The sequence below is a fragment of the Paraburkholderia sp. BGA-UO-ETr-F12 genome, from assembly GCF_059567945.1.
The window spans coordinates 12,759-31,991 of the sequence record NZ_JCAQOZ010000053.1 but is presented as its reverse complement, the minus strand read 5'-3'; the positions used below and the strand labels follow the sequence as shown (position 1 = coordinate 31,991).

19 protein-coding genes and 1 riboswitch are annotated in these 19,233 nt (G+C 61.9%); of the genes, 8 read left to right on the top strand and 11 right to left on the bottom strand.

Annotation, left to right across the window (positions count from 1 at the left end):
* Positions 1-652 precede the first annotated feature (652 nt).
* From AC57B6_RS24005 to AC57B6_RS23985, 5 genes are all read right to left on the bottom strand, one after another.
* The gene (locus AC57B6_RS24005) at positions 653-1,081 is read right to left on the bottom strand and encodes a response regulator (protein WP_028200359.1); all 429 of its coding nucleotides are present in this window, start codon (positions 1,079-1,081) and stop codon (positions 653-655) included.
* A 20-nt stretch (positions 1,082-1,101) separates the two neighbouring features.
* Positions 1,102-1,734: a response regulator gene (locus tag AC57B6_RS24000; protein ID WP_028200360.1), complete on the bottom strand. Its 633-nt coding sequence runs from the start codon at positions 1,732-1,734 to the stop codon at positions 1,102-1,104.
* Between the two features lie 183 nt (positions 1,735-1,917).
* Complete coding sequence (locus tag AC57B6_RS23995) at positions 1,918-2,490, bottom strand: ferritin-like domain-containing protein (RefSeq protein ID WP_028200361.1); 573 nt, start codon at positions 2,488-2,490, stop codon at positions 1,918-1,920.
* 85 nt (positions 2,491-2,575) lie between these two features.
* On the bottom strand, positions 2,576-2,737 hold the full coding sequence (locus AC57B6_RS23990; RefSeq protein ID WP_006052455.1) for a DUF1328 domain-containing protein: 162 nt from the start codon (positions 2,735-2,737) through the stop codon (positions 2,576-2,578).
* Between the two features lie 117 nt (positions 2,738-2,854).
* Positions 2,855-3,031 carry a DUF1328 domain-containing protein gene (locus AC57B6_RS23985; protein WP_028200362.1) on the bottom strand — a complete coding sequence of 59 codons (177 nt, stop codon included), beginning with the start codon at positions 3,029-3,031 and terminating at the stop codon, positions 2,855-2,857.
* Between the two features lie 268 nt (positions 3,032-3,299).
* Here AC57B6_RS23985 and AC57B6_RS23980 point away from each other — a divergent pair, with 268 nt between their 5' ends.
* Together AC57B6_RS23980 and AC57B6_RS23975 are read left to right on the top strand one after the other, a co-directional pair.
* Positions 3,300-4,745: a sensor histidine kinase gene (locus AC57B6_RS23980; RefSeq protein WP_051743461.1), complete on the top strand. Its 1,446-nt coding sequence runs from the start codon at positions 3,300-3,302 to the stop codon at positions 4,743-4,745.
* A 231-nt stretch (positions 4,746-4,976) separates the two neighbouring features.
* A complete protein-coding gene (locus AC57B6_RS23975; RefSeq protein ID WP_012433647.1) occupies positions 4,977-5,111 on the top strand; it encodes an entericidin A/B family lipoprotein in 135 nt (44 codons plus the stop codon).
* Between the two features lie 255 nt (positions 5,112-5,366).
* Here the strand turns inward: AC57B6_RS23975 and AC57B6_RS23970 are convergent, their stop codons facing one another.
* Positions 5,367-6,164: a DUF4397 domain-containing protein gene (locus AC57B6_RS23970; RefSeq protein WP_028200363.1), complete on the bottom strand. Its 798-nt coding sequence runs from the start codon at positions 6,162-6,164 to the stop codon at positions 5,367-5,369.
* Between the two features lie 200 nt (positions 6,165-6,364).
* On the opposite strand from AC57B6_RS23970, the gene AC57B6_RS23965 reads away from it, so the two are divergent.
* Positions 6,365-8,464, top strand: coding sequence for an oxidoreductase (locus AC57B6_RS23965; RefSeq protein WP_496422228.1), 2,100 nt, complete (start codon positions 6,365-6,367; stop codon positions 8,462-8,464).
* Positions 8,465-8,581: 117 nt separating this feature from the next.
* Here the strand turns inward: AC57B6_RS23965 and AC57B6_RS23960 are convergent, their stop codons facing one another.
* The 5 genes from AC57B6_RS23960 to AC57B6_RS23940 form a co-directional block, all read right to left on the bottom strand.
* The gene (locus AC57B6_RS23960) at positions 8,582-9,511 is read right to left on the bottom strand and encodes an EamA family transporter (RefSeq protein ID WP_028200365.1); all 930 of its coding nucleotides are present in this window, start codon (positions 9,509-9,511) and stop codon (positions 8,582-8,584) included.
* A gap of 367 nt (positions 9,512-9,878) precedes the next feature.
* A complete protein-coding gene (locus AC57B6_RS23955; protein ID WP_278500081.1) occupies positions 9,879-10,112 on the bottom strand; it encodes a pentapeptide MXKDX repeat protein in 234 nt (77 codons plus the stop codon).
* Between the two features lie 121 nt (positions 10,113-10,233).
* Positions 10,234-11,037 carry a molybdopterin-dependent oxidoreductase gene (locus AC57B6_RS23950; protein ID WP_235429612.1) on the bottom strand — a complete coding sequence of 268 codons (804 nt, stop codon included), beginning with the start codon at positions 11,035-11,037 and terminating at the stop codon, positions 10,234-10,236.
* Between the two features lie 43 nt (positions 11,038-11,080).
* Positions 11,081-11,719: a cytochrome b/b6 domain-containing protein gene (locus AC57B6_RS23945; protein ID WP_496422227.1), complete on the bottom strand. Its 639-nt coding sequence runs from the start codon at positions 11,717-11,719 to the stop codon at positions 11,081-11,083.
* 45 nt (positions 11,720-11,764) lie between these two features.
* Complete coding sequence (locus tag AC57B6_RS23940; protein WP_496422226.1) at positions 11,765-12,607, bottom strand: DUF1223 domain-containing protein; 843 nt, start codon at positions 12,605-12,607, stop codon at positions 11,765-11,767.
* A gap of 529 nt (positions 12,608-13,136) precedes the next feature.
* Between AC57B6_RS23940 and AC57B6_RS23935 the strand changes: the two genes are divergently transcribed.
* From AC57B6_RS23935 to AC57B6_RS23915, 5 genes are all read left to right on the top strand, one after another.
* Positions 13,137-13,547, top strand: a complete 411-nt coding sequence (locus AC57B6_RS23935; protein WP_028200370.1) for a GreA/GreB family elongation factor — start codon at positions 13,137-13,139, stop codon at positions 13,545-13,547.
* Between the two features lie 154 nt (positions 13,548-13,701).
* Positions 13,702-13,820: riboswitch (TPP riboswitch) on the top strand.
* A 181-nt stretch (positions 13,821-14,001) separates the two neighbouring features.
* Positions 14,002-15,933 carry a phosphomethylpyrimidine synthase ThiC gene (thiC, locus tag AC57B6_RS23930; RefSeq protein WP_028200371.1) on the top strand — a complete coding sequence of 644 codons (1,932 nt, stop codon included), beginning with the start codon at positions 14,002-14,004 and terminating at the stop codon, positions 15,931-15,933.
* A gap of 277 nt (positions 15,934-16,210) precedes the next feature.
* The gene (locus tag AC57B6_RS23925) at positions 16,211-16,423 is read left to right on the top strand and encodes a YMGG-like glycine zipper-containing protein (RefSeq protein ID WP_028200372.1); all 213 of its coding nucleotides are present in this window, start codon (positions 16,211-16,213) and stop codon (positions 16,421-16,423) included.
* 264 nt (positions 16,424-16,687) lie between these two features.
* Positions 16,688-17,200, top strand: a complete 513-nt coding sequence (locus tag AC57B6_RS23920; protein ID WP_496422225.1) for a hypothetical protein — start codon at positions 16,688-16,690, stop codon at positions 17,198-17,200.
* Positions 17,201-17,462: 262 nt separating this feature from the next.
* Positions 17,463-19,061 (top strand): L-lactate permease, encoded by a 1,599-nt coding sequence (locus AC57B6_RS23915; protein ID WP_030101625.1) that lies wholly within the window; start codon positions 17,463-17,465, stop codon positions 19,059-19,061.
* The last annotated feature ends 172 nt before the right edge of the window (positions 19,062-19,233 follow it).

Sequence of the window (19,233 nt, the reverse complement as noted above, 5' to 3'; positions counted from 1 at the left end):
GACGCCCATGCGTACGTTTCTCGACTCCCTTGATCTTGCCAGGGAGAAACTGATCCCTCACTGATCGGCTTCGTTACTTCGTTTCCCGACTACCTGTCAGATCGAGTCCAGGCTAATACAGTTAATTTTTAAGCGGGTCCCCCGCACAGCAGCGGTAGTGGTGCATCTGGAATCCGTGCCCTCGCACACTCCGCGCCGTTGACAAAGGACTCATCAGCTCCCACTCCGCACTGCGTGCGTCGCGGACGGGTCTGCCAGGGAAACCCCGCTGATGCTTTGCATAGCTGATTGTTTTGAACTGGGTATCGGCGCGCGCAGCGCCGCCGGAGGTATGACTGCCTTGTCACTGAGACTGAATGTGCGAGGCGACAGATTCCAGATGCACCACTACCGTGGCTGCGCGGGGGGCCCGCTTATGAGCTAGCGGTGTGAGCCGCTTTCTTTTGCCTACTTTTCTTTGCGGCAGGCAAAGAAAAGTAGGTGCCGCCCCGCACAGGGGCAACACTAATAGACCACTAACAATTCAAGGAAAGGCCAAAAGACCAACACCAGACCAGACCACTAACAAATCAAGAAAAGCCCAAAGAGCCAGACCAACAAAAAAAAAGCGCCGCGAAGGCACCCCCTGCCGGGCAGGCAAAAAACCCTTCCTTCATCCAGCGCCCCGCGCAAACGCATACTCATGCAAAGCATCAACAACCCGATCAAACTCAAACGACTTGTCATAAAAGTGCCGAACACCATACTGCTCACAACGCTCCCGATAAGCCGGCAACGCATGATTCGTCAACACGGCAGCAAAAATCGAATCGATCATCCCCTCGCGCTGCAAGTAAGCAAGCACCGGCACCCCTGACCCTCGCTTCAATTGCAAATCCACAATCACCGCATCAAAAGCTTCGTCGATCAACAACGCAATCGCCTGATCGGCAGAATCCGCATACGCGGCCACCTGCAACAAACCCGACGCATCGATAGCCTCCACAAGGCTCCTGCGGATCAGCGGCGAATCCTCAATCAGCAGCACGCGCAACGGCGCGCGACCAGCTGGATCAACATCACGGTTCGATTCGCTGTTCATCGGCGTATCTCGATCGTCCACTATTCGATCAAACCATTCTTGATCGCGTAATAAGTCAGATCGGCATTGTTAGCCAACCGCATCTTCTCCAGCACGCGAGCCCGATAAGTACTCACGGTCTTCACGGACAAATGCAATTCCTCGGCAATGTCGGTCGGAATCTGCCCCGCCGCGAGCTTGCAGAATATCTGGAACTCGCGCTCGGATAACGCTTCGTGCGGCCGCCCCGCCGCAGGCTTGTCGAGGTTGTCAGCCAACGTGTCGGCCACCGCCTCCGACAGATAACGATGCCCGCGCGCTACCGCACGGATCGCCCGCACGATCTCCTCAGGCTCGCAGTCCTTGTTCAGGTAGCCGTTCGCACCCGCGCGCAGCAGGTTGATCGCATACTGACTCTCCGGATAGCCCGACAGAATCAGCACGCCCTGCTCCGGCCTCACCTGCCTGATCACACGCAATGTGTCGATGCCGTTCTTGTCCGGCATCGCGATGTCGAGCAACACTACGTCGAACGCCTGCTGCCGTACGAGGCTGATGGTTTCGTCGCCGGTAGCGGCCTCGGCCGCAACGCACATATCCGGCTCGTCAGCGACGAACTGCCTGAAACCGCCTCGGACGATCGCATGGTCGTCAGCTATCAAAACTCGAATCATCGGCCTCGTGTCCCTGCTAAAGGATTGCTCCAATGCAGACATTGTAATGATCTCCGGCAATGCCTCCACCGAACAGGCAAAGCCGCAGCGGTAAATACCGCGGGCGGCGCCCGCGCCGGAAAACCTTCAGACCTTCCGGCGCCGACCAACACCAACCATCGCCGCCCGCTTCTTAACCACGTTTTACTCGCGGCCCTCGAGCAGGTCGGCCATATCGTCGGCATGCTCTTCTTCAACCGCGAGGATTTCCTCGAACAGACGGCGTGTCGTCACGTCCTTATCGCCGAGATAGCGCACGATCTCGCGATACGTATCGATCGCGATGCGCTCGGCAACCAGGTTCTCGCGGATCATGTCCGTGAGATCGCCGCCTTCCTTGTACTCCGAATGCGAACGCGTCTTCAGACCGTCCGGGGCAAAATCCGGCTCGCCGCCCAACTGCACGATACGCTCGGCGATGCGGTCGGCGTGCTCCTGCTCTTCTGCCGCATGCTCCGCGAATTCCGCCGCCACGGCCTCGGAGTTGATGCCCTTGGCCATGAAATGGTGCCGTTTATAACGCAGCACGCAGACGATTTCAGTGGCCAGCGAATCATTGAGCAGTTTCAGCACCGTGTCACGGTCAGCACCGTAGCTTTGCGTAACCGGGCCATCCGACATATGCTTGCGCGCGTCCTCGCGGATCTTTTTCAGGTCCATCACGAACGGATCGCTGGATTGAGAGGCTGCGCCTTGAGCGCCAGAAGATTTCGTCATTGAGGTTCTCCTTTATCCGGTATGGGGAACTGCGTATCCCGCACGAATCGCGCCTGATACGCCCGTTTAAGGAAAGGCTATTCGTCTACGTTCGAAATACGCCGAGCAGCAGCGTGACCACGAACACGACAAGGAAGATGTAAAACAGGATCTTCGCAATTTCCGCCGCACCCGCTGCGATACCGGTAAAACCGAACACAGCGGCAATGATCGCAATCACGAAAAAAACAATGGCATAGTGAAGCATGGCGATTCTCCTTGTAGATGCCTGCGAAAGAGACTCTGAGGCGAACTGGAACGAACCCGAAGCGAACCGCTCTCCGGCCCGCTCGGGAGCGGCGCGCGGCCGCCTCGTCGAGCGGCGCTAATCGACAATTTTCTTCGTCACCACGAAACCGAGAACGAGGAACACCACGCACAGAATCACGAACACGACAAACAGGAATTTCGCAATCGCCGCTGCGCCCGCCGCTACGCCGGTAAAACCGAGCAGCCCGGCGATTATCGCCACGACGGCGAAGAACAATGCCCATTTCAACATGATGGCCTCCTCCAGAATCAGTCAATGAACGATCAGGTCCATCCTATCGGTCGTCGACAGTCGGCGCATTCCGACATGCTCCGTTTTTCGTGTGAGAATCCGCTTACATGGAATTACGGCAGCGTTACGCTGATTGCATCGGACGAGGCGCACGGAAATTGCGGCTCGGCAAGCGATGCCGGCGCGATGCCTGCGCTCTTTTGCCTGGCCCCATGGCCGTTAGACCGATGCCCCCTCCAAGGAGTCGAAGGTGCCGTACGCGTCGAAAATGCAGAAACTCCCGGCCGCAGCGCGATTGAGCGGCTGGATGCGCAACCGCAGTTGGGCAATCGCGATGACCGTGGCCATTGTCATCACGGTGGGGGGACTCGTGATTCTCGAAACCGCCCGCGAGCGCATTGCCGCGGAGTACGAAACGGCGCTCGAAGCACGCGACGTCACCGTGCAACTCAGTACGCTTGCGAGCCAGCTGTCCCGCCTGAGCGCGCATCAAAGCGATTTTCTTCTGACGAAGCAGGAGGTGGCCGCTCAGGGTTTTTGCGCGACCGCCGGGCAGATCCGCCAGAACGAACAACAACTGGGCAAGTTCTATCGCAGCGGCAAGGCGGATAGCGCCGAACTCGCGAGCTTCACGCAGATTGCCGCGTTGATCGACGCGCGCATCGGCGCCGGCGCCGCTGCGTTGCAACGCGCGGCACCGCATCCGCTGGATCTGTCTGCCTGCGGCAGCGCGAGCACGGCCAATCCCGCCGACGCCGCGTTGGTCGACAGCACGCTCACACTGCTGCGCGACAACGAGGAACGCCGGGCACAGCACGCGCTCGATGCAAGCCGCGCCGACCAGCGCATCTCCACGCTATGCGCGGCCGGCTTGTCCGCGCTGAACATCGTGCTGTTCATTCTGCTGTTTCGCAATCTCGGCATCCAGATGGACAGGCAGGTGCGCGTGCAGCGTCAACTGATCACGCAACAGGAGGAACTCGACCAGCTCGTCAACGAACGCACGCGTCAGCTCGAAGCGCTAGGCTGGCACTTGCAGGCCGTCAGCGAAAACGAGAAAACGCAGCTAGCGCGCGAACTGCATGACGAACTCGGCGCGATACTGACCGCCAGCAAGATGGATGTAGCCTGGGCCCATCGCAAACTGAAAGACAACCAGCCGGACATCGCGGAGAAACTGAAGCGCGCGCTCGCCAATCTCGATCAGGGTATTGCGCTGAAACGGCGCATCATCGAAGACATGCGGCCCACCGTGCTGACGAACTTCGGCCTCGTCACCGCGCTGCGCACGCTCGCCGACGAAGCCGCGCAGCGCAACAACTGGGCGCTCGAATCGCATTTGCCGGCCGACGACATCCAGCTCGACGAGCAAACCGAAATCGCCCTCTTTCGCGTCGCGCAGGAGTCGCTCACGAACGCCGCCAAATACGCGCGAGCGTCGAAGGTGTCGATCGCGCTACAGGTCGGCGACGGCCAGGTGGCGCTGCATATCGCCGACAACGGCGTCGGCGTCACGGCCGCCGATCTGAAGCGCACCCACACCCACGGACTGCTCGGCATGCGCCAGCGGGTCGCCGCGCACGGCGGACGCTTCGATATTCAACGCGGTGTGCCGAGCGGCACCGACATCCATGTGGTGATGCCCAGTGTCAGCACGGCTACGCCGTCGATGGATTCGCCTGCATCGCCGCCATCGGAAACACCTGTCCAGTAAGGCTTCTAGTGGCATCGAAGTGGGCCTGTAGGAGTGCTCCGACGCAAACACAGGATCGCGCCTACAACAAAATCGCAGCTCAACTGACAGCGCTGCCCACGCCCTTTTTTTAACATGCAATCAGACCGGATCGACTGGCGCGAGCCACGGTCGGACGATAGCTAGCCGGGCTAGCGCGCGCCCTCCAGAACGGGCACGTCAACCGATGCATTCTCGACAAGGAGAACTCTCATGAACCGACTGATCGCTTTGCTTCTCATTGCGGGAACGGCCGCTCTTGCGGGTTGCAACACGATGGCGGGAGCCGGGCAGGATATTTCGAAGGGCGGCAACGCCATCACGAATTCAGCCGAGCAGGCGAAGTAAGCTAACGACGACTCAAGGATGACCGGCGCCTCGCGGCGCCTGGGATGCCGAATCTCCATAGCCCGTCGCGGGAAACCGCGACGGGCTTTTTTTGTCGCCGGATGCGTAAACAGGAACAGCGATCCACTCGCGTGGATCGCCGCTATACCTCCCATGGACTGCTGCTCGCTGCATGTGCCGTGTATGCCATGCAGCAAGCCGCTTCGGGAGCCTGCCGGGCTTTATAGGCCTTTTTATAGGCCTTTTATTAGCCTCTTACTGGCCCGTAAGCGTGTTCGTCAATTCGACGCTCGGCGTGCCGGTATTGCCGTTTTGCGCGACCAGCAGATGGATCTGCCCCGGTACGAGTTGGCTCAACGTGCCGCCGATCGGCACCGACGTCACCAGCCAGTCGGCGTTGTTCGACAGCGAGAAGGCCGGCGACTGGAAGATCGGCGTCTTGCTGCCCGCCACCGTCGCGATCAGCACATACTCGCCGCCGGACACGTAGATCGAATCCTGGCCGCTCGCCGGCACCGCATTCTTGAACGACACGCCCGCCATAGTCGGGCTGACGCTGGTGATGTCGGTGTTGGTCGATTGAACCAGATACAGATCGAGATTGGTCGCGTTGGCCGACGCATTGAAGCCACGCAGACGCGCGCTATTGGACAGCAGGCCCTTGTCGAACGGATCGTCGATCAGGCCGATATCCGGCGCGGCGAGGCCCGGCAACGCCAGCACCGTGTACTCGTGACCCTTGGCCACATCGGGGAAGTTACCGCTCGCCAACGCGGTCGTCGTGCCGGTGGGCGCATACGCGACCGTGGTCGAACCGGTGTTGATGTTGGTCAGGTTCGTGACACCCTTATAGCCGATGTTCGTCTGTCCCGACGGCGCGGAGCCGTTCACGAGAAAGTCGACCGACGGGCCACTGGGAATGGCATGGATGAAATGGATCTCGGGATTTGTCAGCCCGAGTTCCTTGCCTACGTCGCTGGTGCCGCCACCGCCGCATGCGCTCAAAATGGATGTAACAGCGACTACAGCCGCCATGGTTCGGATCATTTTCATTGTGTTCACCTCTCTGTGTCGAGCCCGCGGCCCGTGCATCCGGCTAGAGCAAAGCACGTGCCGCAGGGCCGGACAGGAGGCCGATGGCCGAATAATCCTTTACGGAGCAACGCGTTACGCGGATTAGAATTTTTCTTCGGATAGTTGGTGTGTTCGGCAGTGTATTGTTCGCGCACAACCCATACTTACACGGTCCCTGCATGTCTTACCAACACTTACTCGCCGAGCTCGACCTCGGCTTCACCCGTTTGCGCAACCGCGTGGTGATGGGTTCGATGCACACCGGCATGGAGGACCGTTTCTGGAATTACCCGAAGCTGGCGGCCTATTTCCGCGAGCGTGCGAAGGGTGGAGTCGGTCTGATCATTACGGGCGGAATCTCGCCGAACCGGCAGGGCTGGCTGCTGCCCTTCGGCGGCACGCTGAATTCGGTGTTCGATTTGCGCAATCACCGCTTGCTGACCGAGGCCGTGCATGCCGAAAACGGCAAGATCGCATTGCAGATCCTGCATGCGGGACGCTATGGGTACCAGCCGTTCGTCGTGTCCGCATCCGCTCTCAAATCGCCGATCTCGAAGTTCAAACCGCGCGCGCTGACCGAAGCCGGTATCGCCCGGACCGTGCGCGACTATGCCCGCTGCGCGCGCCTTGCCCAGCGCGCCGGTTACGACGGCATCGAGGTCATGGGCAGCGAGGGCTATCTGCTCAACCAGTTCCTGTGTCCACGTACGAACCGGCGCGCCGACCGCTACGGCGGCAGCATCGAGAACCGTATGCGGCTCGCGCGCGAGATCGTCGAGCGCGTACGCGCGGCATGCGGCGAACGTTTTATCGTGGTGTACCGGCTTTCGCTGATCGATCTGGTCGAAGGCGGCAACACCTGGGAAGAAACCGTGCAGGTCGCCCAGGCGCTCGAAGCCGCCGGCGTGACGATGTTCAACACGGGCATCGGCTGGCATGAAGCGCGGGTGCCGACCATCGTGACCTCGGTGCCGCGTGCCGCGTTCGCCGCGCTGAGCGCGCGCCTGAAGGCTGCGGTCAAAGTGCCGGTCATCGTATCGAACCGCATCAATACGCCCGAAGTCGCCGAGGCACTGCTCGCCGAGGGGGCGGGCGATCTGGTGTCGATGGCAAGGCCCCTGCTCGCCGATCCCGAATTCGTAGTGAAGGCCGCCGAGGGACGCGCGCACGAAATCAACACCTGTATCGCCTGTAATCAGGCCTGCCTCGACCACACGTTCAAGAACCAGCGCGCGACTTGCCTCGTAAATCCCCGCGCGGGACGCGAGACCGAGCTGATCTACCGGCCGGTCTCGAGCCCGCAGGCAGCGCGTTCGGTTGCGGTGGTCGGCGCCGGGCCGGCGGGACTTTCCGCCGCGACTGTTGCGGCTTCGCGCGGCCATCGCGTGACGTTGTTCGATGCGAGCGCTACCATCGGCGGCCAGTTCAATCTGGCGATGCGCGTGCCCGGCAAGGAAGAGTTCAGCGAGACGATCCGCTATTTTCAGAGCCAGTTACAGCGGCACCGCGTCGACGTGCGGCTCGAAACACGCGTCGATCCGGCGCTGCTTGCCGCAGGCGGCTACGACGACGTGATCGTCGCCACGGGCATCGTGCCGCGTAGCCCGGCGATTGCCGGCATCGACGGCGCTAACGTGCTGTCTTATGTGGACGTATTGCGCGGCGCGCCGGTGGGACGGCGTGTCGCGGTGATCGGTGCGGGCGGGATCGGCTTCGACGTCAGCGAATTTTTGCTGCATCGCGCCGGCGACCCTCTGCCGATGCCGCGCGATACCTGGCTCGACGAATGGGGTGTCGATCTCACGGTGCAGGAACGCGGCGGCTTGAAAGCGCCGGCGCCCGCGCAGCCGGTCCGCGAAATCTGGCTGCTGCAGCGCAAGCCGGGCAAGCTCGGTATGGGGCTCGGCAAAACCTCGGGCTGGGTACATCGCGCGACGCTGGCAAGAAACGGCGTGAAGATGCTCGGCGGGGTGTCGTATCTGGAAATCAGCGAACGCGGCTTGAAGATCGCGCGCGAGGGTGTCGAAGAATGGCTCGAAGTTGACACGATCGTGGTGTGCGCGGGGCAGGAATCCTTGCGGGAGCTGGTGCCGGAAACTGCCGCTCAAACGGCGAGTGGATCAAGCGGCTCGAATGGGGTCAACAGCGGAGCCGGCGTTAAAGCTTCGAATGACGCGAACGCTGCGCGCTATCACGTGATCGGCGGCGCAAAGGTGGCAACCGAACTGGACGCGAAACGCGCGATTCGCGAAGGCGCGGAAGTGGCGGCGTCGCTCTGAAGCGAGGAAACGCGGTGGAACGCGACGAGGGTCGACGCGTTCCGATGCTGCGAAGCGCGCCGAGACTGAACATAGGCGCACAGGCGGCGGGCTACCTGAACAGCCCGCCGTCTGTCTTCAGGCAAGCCCCTTCTTCCGGTAATCGAACCAGAAAGACAACCCCACGCTAGCCAGAATCACGATTGTCGCGATGACCGTCGAGTGCGTGACCGGTTCGCCGAGCAACAACGCGCCGAGCGCCACGGCGACCACCGGGTTCACGTACATGCAGCTACTGGCGATGATCGGACTCGTATGCCGGATCAGGAAACCGTACGCGACGTAGGCGGCCATCGTGCCGATCAGCATCAGGTAGACGAAGGCCAGCACCGGCAGAAAATGCACTTCCATCATCCGCTCGCCGGACACCCAGGCGACCATCGTCGACATCGCGCCGCCGAGACCGATCTGCAGCGACGTCGATAGAAACAGGTCCGAGGGCAGTTTCAGCCGGCCGGCCAGGTGCGCGCCGCCGGCCCAGAACAGCGCGCCGCACAGGATCGCGAGGCTGCCGCCCGCCGATCCCGGCGCGCTATCGCCGTGACTCAGGATCGCGATGCCCACCAGCCCGAGGCCGACCGCGAACCACTCGCCCCGGCCGATCTTGCGCCCCGCCACCGCCGCGATCACGGTCGCGAACAGCGGCACCGTCGCGACCATCACGGCCGCGGTGCCGGTGCCGACGGTGCGCATGCCGTAGGCGAGCATGCCGCTCGACAAACCGACCAGCATCGTGCCGACCAGGCCGGCATTGCGGATTTCAGCGGCGCTCGGCCAAACCGGATTGCGGCGCACCGCGAAAATGAAGAGCCCTACCCCGGCAAACAGATTGCGCAGCCCCGAGAGCAGCAACGGCGGAAATGAACCAAGGGCGACGTGCACGGCGAGATAGGTCGAACCCCACACGAGATAAACGACGGCGAGCGCGAGCGCGATCTGTCCGTTGCGGGACTGCGGCAAACGGATCGGAAAACCACGCGGAAAACGGCTAGGGAGTTGCGGCGACATGCGTTCAATCCGCCCATGCCGCTCGAGGTGCTGCGCCCCCGCTGAAGACCCGGTGGCGGGATGGCGGACACCGCATCGGCGATGCGGTCTGACGGGCGAGGCTGGCGGACATGTCGGTGGAACGGAAAGACGATAGATGGCCAATGGGGCCACAACGCCGCGGCGGTCGAAAGGAGTCGATCCGCGGCTAACACGCGCCAAATAACGGGCGCGACGCCGCATTATGCAGTAAGCGCCCACCGCACCGCTTGAAAGAATCGTAACTTTTTTGCGTACTTGCAACAGAAAAGCCGGGGACGCATCCCCGGCTTTCGTTTTGAGTGTGAAACCGGCGCCCGAACTATGTGACCGGCATCGTCGGCAACACTCAGTTGGCCATCGCGCCCGATGCCTCGTGCTTCATGCCCATCGCGTCGCCGCTCTTTTTCATCTTGTCGTGCTTCATCGTGTTCTTCTTCATGTGGTCTTTGGACATCGAATCTTTCGACATGGTGTCCTTGGACATGGCGTCGTTGGACATCGCGCCGCTTGCCTGAGCGAACGCGGCGCCGCCGCTGGTCAGGAGGGCGACGGCCATTGCTGCGATTGCGAACTTTTTCATGGGAAACTCCGTTTCGTTATGGATGGTGAATCTAAGCCGGCGTCCAGCGGGCACCGGGGTACTTCCGAAGCTTCTGCCGCCCGGGGTCGCGCGTGCGGACCGGCACGCGCCGACCCGCGCGTCAGGAGCCTCCGAACCAGTTGTAGCCTTGGTCGACCCAATAGCCGCCAGGGTACGTGTTGGTGACGAACATCTCGACGATGTGCTTCGGATTCTTGTAGCCGAGCTTGGTCGGCATGCGCAGCTTCATCGGGAAGCCGTATTTCGCGGGCAGACGCTCGCCGTCATACGAGAAGGTGAGCAGCGTTTGCGGATGCAGCGCGGTCGGCATGTCGATGCTTTCGTAGTAGTCGTCGGCACATTTGAAGCCCACGTACTTCGCGCTCGTGTCCGCGCCGATGCGCCGCAGAAAATCGGCAAACGGCGTGCCGCCCCAGCGGCCGATCGCGCTCCACCCTTCCACGCAGATATGCCGCGTGATCTGCTCGGCATGCGGCAGCGCGTACAACTCAGGCAAAGTCCAGACACGCTGACCGGTCACGAGGCCACTGATTTTCAGCTTGTAGTCGGAGGCGTCGACGTCGGGCACGTCCTCGATACCGTAGAACGCGTTGAACGGAAACGGCCGCGTGATCTGCGCTTCGGTGTAGGTCGGCGCAAGTTGCTTCGGATCGAACAGCGCGGCCTGCGCGCGGTCGTTCAGACGCGACACGGCCGTGAGGAATGCGTTGACCGAATCGTTGTCGGTCAGCGAGCAGCCCGTCAGCATCGACAGGCCGCCGAGCGTCAGAAGCCGCTTGCCGAACAGGCGCCGCGACGGCATCGCGAGTTCGCGCCGGGCGTCGATCAGGATCGACTCGCGGTCGAGCTTGTCGTCGGGCATCGAAGCGGGCTTTCGATCGGCACTGGATTCAGATTTGAACATGATTCGATATCCTTAGAGCTTTGCGTATCCGTGGATTGACCGCTTAGCGTCCGCGCAGCATCGCCAGCAGCGAACGCGGCACGAGCGCCACCATCACCAGATGCACGGCGATGAACGCAGCCATCAACGACATGGCGCAGAAGTGGACGATGCGTGCGTTGTCGTAACCGCCCATCAATTCGCGCAGCAGCGGAAACTGCACCGACTTCCAGATCGCAAGACCGGAGAGCACCAGCACGATCAGATCGCAGACGACGAACAGATAGGCCAGTTTCTGCACCGCGTTGTAGACGCGCAGATCGGCGTGCGAGAGCTTGCCGGTCAGTGCGGCGACGAAATCGTGCAGCACGGCACGGGGCGAAACCGGCAGGAACTTGCGCACGAATCGCCCGCTGACCAGGTTCAGCGCGAGATACAGCAGGCCGTTGAAAACCAGCAGCCACATCGCCGCGAAGTGCCATTGCAGCGCGCCGCCGAGCCAGCCGCCGAGCGTGAGCGCCGTGGGAAACGTGAAGCTTTTGAAGATCGGCGACGCGTCATAGATGCGCCAGCCGGACAGCATCATCAGGATGGCCGCGAGTGCGTTGAGCCAATGCGTAACGCGCACCCACACCGGGTGAATCGCGCCGCTCTTCGGCGTCGCGGGCGGAGCGGTGTCGCTAAGAGCATGAGGCGTTGCCATGAGAATCTCCGATGAAATGAGAAGCGCTGCGAGGCTGTCGCGCGATCAGTGGCAGGCAGCCAGTTCGCCGACCTGCAACACATCGCCGGTCGCGGCGTTTTCGACGAAAGCGACAACGCCGAAGGTGTCGGCGGGCGCGTTGGCGTCGGCATCGTCGATGTGGAGATCGCGGTGGATTTGCGCGTGACCGGCAACCAGTGGCACGGGGCCGATCCATTGCCGCACGACGCGTTCGTGATGCAGCGTGGCGCCGTTGTTTTCCCCGGCTTTGACCTGCGAGTTCAACGCGTTCTGATAGAGCGCGACGTAGGCATTCAATGTGCCGCCGGCGTCGGCCGCCTTGCTGGTGAATTGGGCGTCGACATTGAACGCGCCCTTCGCCTGCGGTTTCAGTTCGAGCGCGACATTCGCCTGGGCCGGTTCGGCAACAAGCTGTTCGATGCGGCTCTGAAAACTGCCGCGTTGCGACCAGCCGCGCAATTCACGGCCCGATACGAAGACCTCGGGCGTATAGATCGTGTGGCCGCTGGCGAGATCGGTCAGGGTTTGCTGACGTTCGGTGAAGCGATGCTGCGAAAAGCGGTCGGTCCAGCCGAGGCTGTTCCAGTAGTCCACGTGTAAAGCCAACGGCACGATGCTTTGGGTCGCACCGCTGTTTTTCCATTGGCTCAACCAGTTGTCGGCCGGCGGGCAGCTGTTGCAGCCCTCGCTGCTGTAAAGCTCGACAAGCGCCACGCGGTGCGACGGGCTGTGCGACGCGCATACGGCACCGGCTGCGGTTGCCAGACCGCTGGCAACGAGGGTCGTCAGCGCGACGGCCAGCGCGATTGCGCGGTTGATATCGCGGCCGGCATGCCGGGTGGCGTGGCGGGTTCGTACGGTTCGCATGGCGTGCTCCATCAGGATCTGCACGTTTGTCGAACGATGAGACCACTTATGACAGCCAGTTCTGATATTTATTTTAGTTCGGGTAGCCGCCCGCGGTGCCGGCCATTTCATGCTGTCCTCGAACAGATCCATGCGGTTCGGCCATGCCGCGCCTTGCCCGCACGGCCTCTGCGGGCGGCGCTTAAAGAGACATGGCGGCCCGTGCTAGCATTCACCTTTCGGTCGCGTCGATCAAGCTTTCTTTGCGGCGCGCCCTACCCCAACCCCTTTGTTATCCGCCGGCAACCCCAATGCGTTTTCCGTTCTCCCGTGCTCTCACCCGTTTGCGCCCCCGCCGCGCAACCGGCTGCGCGCGCGCGGACATCGCGACGCCCCAGGCCGGCCAGCCATCCCGAACGCTCCCGCTTCTCGCCGCCCGGCGCCCGATCTGACGCAGCTCCCTCCATTACCGGAGCCGCGTTGTCGGGCTCCGGGCTGATCTCATCCGCACGCAGTCCCTTTACATGCAGATCGAATTGGAGAACCCGTCATGAAAAAGACGAAAACCTGTTATCTCACCGAGCTCGACGTCGCCCGTCTTGAAAAGCATGCGGCCGCGCCCGGCGCCGAAGCCAAATTGCAAGACATGCTCGACGACGTGCTCGAGCGCGCCGTGATCGTCGAATCGCGCGACATTCCCGCGAACGTCGTGACGATGAATTCGCAAGCCACGCTGGTGGACGAAACCAGCGGCGAGCAGATGACCTGGACCGTGGTCTATCCGCCCGACGCGGATTTCGCTCAAGGCCGCCTGAACGTGTTCTCGCCGGTCGGCCTTGCACTGCTCGGCGCCAAGCGCGGCGAACGCATCCGCTTCACGCCGCCGAGCGGCACGGAGAAAGTGCTGAAGCTCGAAAAAATCCTGTTCCAGCCCGAAGCCGCTGACGACTTCACGCTCTAGGCAACACGCATTCGCGACGCAGAACTGCTGCGCCGCATCATTCCCGGCAGCCCTTTCACCATAAGAATAGAGCGCGGCTGACCGGTGTTATCTCCGCTATCTGACTTTTTCAAGACGGGTTGCCAAGCAACGCCCGGGCGGTGTATCGTGTGCGCTGCTAACGCGGGGGTCCTGCGTCGCACGGAGGTTGGAGGTCCGTGTTGCGTGGGTGAGAAATACCCTTTGAACCTGATCTGGATAATGCCAGCGCAGGGAAGCGTACGGATTTCGCAGCTGGTCTACCGTTTCATCTCTCGCGAATCCGACAACTTCCATCTCGTCTCCTGCTTAGCCGCCCCACACCTGGGAAACCGGGGGTCGGCGCCAAAGCGCCAACTCTCGTTGACCGCAACAAGTTGCTTGGGACCGGAGTAAGGCGATAACGCGCCGATTCTGGTCGACAGAGGAGATACGCATGAACGCCAATCCGAAGTTTCTTTCCGCCGACGCCCACGTCGACGCCGCCGCTGTCGCCCCGCTGCCGAATTCGCGCAAGGTCTACGTGACCGGCTCGCGGCCCGACATTCGCGTGCCGATGCGCGAGATTTCCCAGGCGGATACGCCGGATAGCTTTGGCGGCGAGAAGAACCCGCCGGTCTACGTCTACGATACGTCGGGCCCCTACTCCGATCCGGAAGCCAGGATCGACATTCGCGCCGGCCTGCCCGCGCTGCGTCAGGCGTGGATCGAAGAGCGCGGCGACACGGAAGCGCTTACGGGCCTGTCGAGCGACTTCAGCCGCGAGCGCGCCGCCGATACCGCTACTGCCGATCTGCGCTTCAAGGGCCTGCACCGCACGCCGCGCCGCGCAATCGCCGGCAAGAACGTCTCGCAGATGCACTACGCGCGCAAAGGCATCATCACGCCGGAAATGGAATACATCGCGATTCGCGAGAACCAGCAACGCGCCGCGTATCTGGAAAGCCTGAAAACAAGCGGTCCGAACGGCGAAAAACTCGCCGCGATGATGGGCCGCCAGCATCCGGGCCAGGCGTTCGGTGCGAGCGCATTCGGTCCCGACGGCCTGAAGGAAATCACCGCGGAATTCGTGCGCGAGGAAGTCGCCCGCGGCCGCGCGATCATCCCGAACAACATCAACCACCCGGAAAGCGAGCCGATGATCATCGGCCGCAACTTCCTCGTGAAGGTGAATGCGAACATCGGCAACTCGGCGGTGACCTCCTCGATCGGCGAAGAAGTCGACAAGATGACGTGGGCGATCCGCTGGGGCGGCGACACGGTGATGGATCTGTCCACCGGCAAGCACATTCACGAAACGCGCGAGTGGATCATCCGCAATAGCCCGGTGCCGATCGGCACGGTGCCGATCTATCAGGCGCTCGAAAAGGTCAACGGCAAGGCCGAAGACCTGACGTGGGAAATCTTCCGCGACACGCTGATCGAACAGGCCGAACAAGGCGTCGATTACTTCACGATTCACGCGGGCGTGCGTCTGCAATACGTGCCGCTCACGGCGAAGCGCATGACGGGCATCGTCTCGCGCGGCGGCTCGATCATGGCGAAGTGGTGCCTCGCGCACCATAAGGAAAGCTTCCTGTACGAGCACTTCGAAGACATCTGCGAAATCATGAAGGCGTATGACGTGGCCTTCTCGCTCGGCGACGGCCTGCGTCCCGGCTCGATCTACGACGCCAACGACGAAGCGCAGCTCGGCGAACTGAAGACGCTCGGCGAACTCACGCAGATCGCGTGGAAGCACGACGTGCAAACGATGATCGAAGGCCCGGGCCACGTGCCGATGCAGTTGATCAAGGAAAACATGGACCTGCAACTGGAATGGTGTGACGAAGCACCGTTCTACACGCTGGGACCGTTGACCACGGACATCGCACCGGGCTACGACCACATCACGTCGGGCATTGGTGCAGCGATGATCGGCTGGTTCGGCACGGCGATGCTCTGCTACGTCACGCCGAAGGAGCACCTTGGGTTGCCGAACAAGGACGACGTCAAGACCGGCATCATCACGTACAAGCTTGCTGCGCACGCCGCCGATCTGGCGAAGGGCCATCCCGGCGCGCAGGTGCGTGACAATGCGTTGTCGAAGGCGCGTTTCGAATTCCGCTGGGAAGATCAGTTCAATCTCGGCCTCGACCCGGACAAGGCGCGCGAATTCCACGACGAAACGCTGCCGAAGGATTCGGCCAAGGTCGCGCACTTCTGTTCGATGTGCGGCCCGCACTTCTGCTCGATGAAGATTACGCAGGACGTACGCGAGTTCGCCGCGCAACAAGGCCTCTCCGACGACGACGCGCTGAAGAAAGGCATGGAAGTGAAGTCGATCGAGTTCATGAAGAAGGGTGCTGAGATCTATCAGCGGCAGTAAGGTGGGATCGTGGGCGCGTTAGCATGCGCCCGCCATCCAGACCTTCCGCAGCACCGCACTGCAGCACCGAAGCCCGCCACTGGCGGGCTTTTGCGTTTCTGCGCGGCGGGCACGCCGCATGCTGACAAAAGGGAAACATTTGATTACGAAACCGACAATCCACTGACAAGCTCACACATCTGGATACGGATTGCGGCGATAAGATCAAGTGTAAGGACGGCATGATCAGTCCATTTACAGGCAACCCCTTCCAGACACAATGAACGGAGTCAGCATCATGAAATCGATTCGTCAACTCGGTGCGCTCGCGACGATCGTCGCTGTTGTCGCAAGTCTTTCCGCGTGTGACAACATGACGACCCGGCAACGCGATACGGTGATCGGCGCTGGTGTCGGCGGCGCCGCAGGCGGTCTGATCGGCGGCAATGCACTGTCGACGCTGGGTGGTGCGGCGGCAGGCGGTATCATCGGTAATCAGGTCGGCAAATAAGCGGTAAGGAGGCGTTCTCGATACGACGGCGCACGGGGCCAACTGTTTCAGCCCATCATGAAGAACGAAGCTGCACGCAGCAACGAACCGGCGGGCGCGGCACATCGTAAAGGCGACGGGCGCCATGCCGGTTGCGCCGAACAACGTTTTTGCAACGACGTGAAATAAGCCGTTACGGTTTTGCAATCCTGCGAACGCGACGGGGGCGTAAGCTCAAGGCAATACGCCCCGCATGGCGGCGTCGGTTTGCAACAGGAGCGCGTCATGAAGTCCCGCAACATCACCACGCCTGGCATGATCGGCCAGCCACTGCCGCGCCGTTTCTCCCGTATTTCACACACCAGGCTCGCGCTCAGCGCAGCAGTCAGCGTGCTGACGCTGTCCGGCTGCTACTACCCATACGGTTACTATCCGGGTGGCTACTATCCGTATTACGCCACGGTCCCCGCCACTACAGCGCAACAGGACGTGCAGGTCGGCCCGCCTGATCCACAGGCGGCACAACTGACGCAGCAATCGTCGGCGCAGCAGCAAGCCCAGCAGGCGCAAAACGCGCAGCAAAATCCGCCGCCGGCTTATACCGTTGCTGCCGCCCCGCCCGTCTACGTGGCTCCGGCCTACCCCGCCTATCCCGCCTACTATCCGCCGCCGGTGTATCCCGCTTATTACGGCTACCCCGGCTGGTACGGTCCGTCGGTCTCGATCGGCGTAGGCTTTGGCGGCTACTGGGGCGGCGGCCATGGCTATTGGGGCGGCGGACACGGCCACTGGCACTGAAGCTCCCCCGTCTCGCGTTCGTCGCGCCGCAACAATCCCCGCTCACAGGCCCCCGGCGCGGCCGTCTCTCGTTCGCCCGTACTTACCCTTCTTGACGCTTCCCAACCGGGCTCTATGCTTGGGAAAGCCACACGCAGTACTTGTTTAAATAAGCGACCCGGCGCGTCCTGTATGCGCCGCCGGCGCCCATCCGTCCTGCCAGAGCGACGCGCCCCGCAATGCGTAGTCCGCGTCGATTTCGAACAACAACGAAGGAGACGTGATGTTTCACCAACTACTCACTCCAGTCGGCAATTCGCTATTGCTGTCGTTCCTCGTCGCGGCCTTGCCGATCATCGTCGTGTTGCTGTTGCTCGGCTGGGCCCGTCGGCCGGCCTGGCAGGCGTCGCTCGCGGGTTTGATCGTCGGATTGATCGTGGCGATCTTCGTCTGGCAGTTCCCGGTCGGACTCGCGGCCGCCTCAGTGGCCAACGGCGCGGTGTTTGCGTGCTGGCCCGTCATGTGGATCGTGTTCACCGCGATCCTGCTCTACAACATCTCGCAGCGCTCGGGCCGCTTCGCCGCCTTTCGCATGTGGATGATCGATAACCTGCCGAACGACCGCCGCGTCGTGCTGGTGGTGATCGGCTTTTCTTTCGGCGCGTTATTCGAAGGGATTTCCGGATTCGGCACGCCGGTGGCGATCACCAGTTCGCTGCTGATCCTGCTGGGTTTCCCCACACTCGAAGCACTCACCTTCACGCTGATCTTCAATACGGCGCCGGTCGCGTTCGGCGCGCTCGGTGTCCCGATCACGGTGCTCGGCGCGGTTACTCACCTGCCGGCAGACTCGCTCGCCAAGATGGTCGGACGGCAGTTGCCGTTTTTCGCGTTGCTGCTGCCGTTCTACGTGATCGGCGTGTATGCCGGCTTTCGCAACATGCTGCGCGTATGGCCGGTGCTGCTGGTGTCGGGCGCAAGCTTCGCGCTGACCCAGTTCATCACGGCGAACTACGTGAACTACAGTCTGACCGACGTGCTGTCGTCGTTGGTCTCGCTGATCCTGACGATCGCGTTCCTGCGCGTATGGAAGCCCGCCGTCGATCCGAAGTTCGCGATCAACATCGATCGCGTGGGCGAGGTGCGCGGCAAGATCAGCGGCGGCCAGGGCTGGTATCCGTGGATCATCGTCTCGGCGGTGGTGATCGTCTGGACCATCGCCAAGATCTTCCTGATCGGCGACGTCAAGGTTCCGTGGCCGGGCCTCGACAAGGCGGTGTACATCACCCTGTACAACACGCCGTACGGCGCGATCTGGGACTTCCAGCCGCTGGCCACCGGCACGGCGATTCTGGTCGCCGCCATCATCACGTCGCTCGTGACGGGTCTCGGGATCGGTGAATTTGGCAAGGCCATTGTCGACACCTGGGTCCAGACACGCATCGCGATTCTGACCGTGGCGACCATCGTCGCGCTCGCCTATCTGATGAACTACTCGGGGCTCACCTACACGCTCGGGCTTGGGGCGGCGTCGGTCGGACCGTTCTTCCCGCTGATATCGGCGTTCCTCGGCTGGGTCGCCGTGTTCCTGTCCGGCAGCGACACGTCGGGCAACGCGTTGTTCGGCAACTTGCAGGTGGTAGCGGCCCATCAACTGAACCTGAACCCGATCCTGATGGCGGCGACCAATTCGTCGGGCGGCGTGATGGGCAAGATGATCTCGCCGCAAAACATCTCGACCGGCGTGGCGACGACCGAACTCAAAGGCAAGGAGGGCGTGGTGTTCGCCAAGACCTTCAAGCATTCGATTCTGTTGACGGTGATTCTCGGCGTGCTGGTGTGGGTGCAGCAGAACTTCCTGCAAGGGATGATTCCGCACTGAGGCAGGCATTCGAGCCGCGCGAGGCAGCATGGGTGGTTGCCGCAGCATCTGCGGCGACCGCAAAATAACTCATGCTCAAGGAGCGCCAACCGCGGCAGGGTTGGCGCCGCCTTCTTTTTCATGCGTCTCTCACCGCAATTTTTCTCACATCAGCGTGAGAATTGCTCGTTTT

Coding starts and splice junctions, on each gene's coding strand:
- AC57B6_RS23945 (WP_496422227.1), bottom strand. CDS start 11,719: ATGGCAACGCCTCATGCTCTTAGCGACACCGCTCCGCCCGCGACGCCG.
- AC57B6_RS23925 (WP_028200372.1), top strand. CDS start 16,211: ATGAAATCGATTCGTCAACTCGGTGCGCTCGCGACGATCGTCGCTGTT.
- AC57B6_RS23975 (WP_012433647.1), top strand. CDS start 4,977: ATGAACCGACTGATCGCTTTGCTTCTCATTGCGGGAACGGCCGCTCTT.
- AC57B6_RS23980 (WP_051743461.1), top strand. CDS start 3,300: ATGCAGAAACTCCCGGCCGCAGCGCGATTGAGCGGCTGGATGCGCAAC.
- AC57B6_RS24000 (WP_028200360.1), bottom strand. CDS start 1,734: ATGATTCGAGTTTTGATAGCTGACGACCATGCGATCGTCCGAGGCGGT.
- AC57B6_RS23955 (WP_278500081.1), bottom strand. CDS start 10,112: ATGAAAAAGTTCGCAATCGCAGCAATGGCCGTCGCCCTCCTGACCAGC.
- AC57B6_RS23985 (WP_028200362.1), bottom strand. CDS start 3,031: ATGTTGAAATGGGCATTGTTCTTCGCCGTCGTGGCGATAATCGCCGGG.
- AC57B6_RS23915 (WP_030101625.1), top strand. CDS start 17,463: ATGTTTCACCAACTACTCACTCCAGTCGGCAATTCGCTATTGCTGTCG.
- AC57B6_RS23970 (WP_028200363.1), bottom strand. CDS start 6,164: ATGAAAATGATCCGAACCATGGCGGCTGTAGTCGCTGTTACATCCATT.
- AC57B6_RS23960 (WP_028200365.1), bottom strand. CDS start 9,511: ATGTCGCCGCAACTCCCTAGCCGTTTTCCGCGTGGTTTTCCGATCCGT.
- thiC (WP_028200371.1), top strand. CDS start 14,002: ATGAACGCCAATCCGAAGTTTCTTTCCGCCGACGCCCACGTCGACGCC.
- AC57B6_RS23995 (WP_028200361.1), bottom strand. CDS start 2,490: ATGACGAAATCTTCTGGCGCTCAAGGCGCAGCCTCTCAATCCAGCGAT.
- AC57B6_RS23920 (WP_496422225.1), top strand. CDS start 16,688: ATGAAGTCCCGCAACATCACCACGCCTGGCATGATCGGCCAGCCACTG.
- AC57B6_RS24005 (WP_028200359.1), bottom strand. CDS start 1,081: ATGAACAGCGAATCGAACCGTGATGTTGATCCAGCTGGTCGCGCGCCG.
- AC57B6_RS23965 (WP_496422228.1), top strand. CDS start 6,365: ATGTCTTACCAACACTTACTCGCCGAGCTCGACCTCGGCTTCACCCGT.
- AC57B6_RS23935 (WP_028200370.1), top strand. CDS start 13,137: ATGAAAAAGACGAAAACCTGTTATCTCACCGAGCTCGACGTCGCCCGT.
- AC57B6_RS23990 (WP_006052455.1), bottom strand. CDS start 2,737: ATGCTTCACTATGCCATTGTTTTTTTCGTGATTGCGATCATTGCCGCT.
- AC57B6_RS23950 (WP_235429612.1), bottom strand. CDS start 11,037: ATGTTCAAATCTGAATCCAGTGCCGATCGAAAGCCCGCTTCGATGCCC.
- AC57B6_RS23940 (WP_496422226.1), bottom strand. CDS start 12,607: ATGCGAACCGTACGAACCCGCCACGCCACCCGGCATGCCGGCCGCGAT.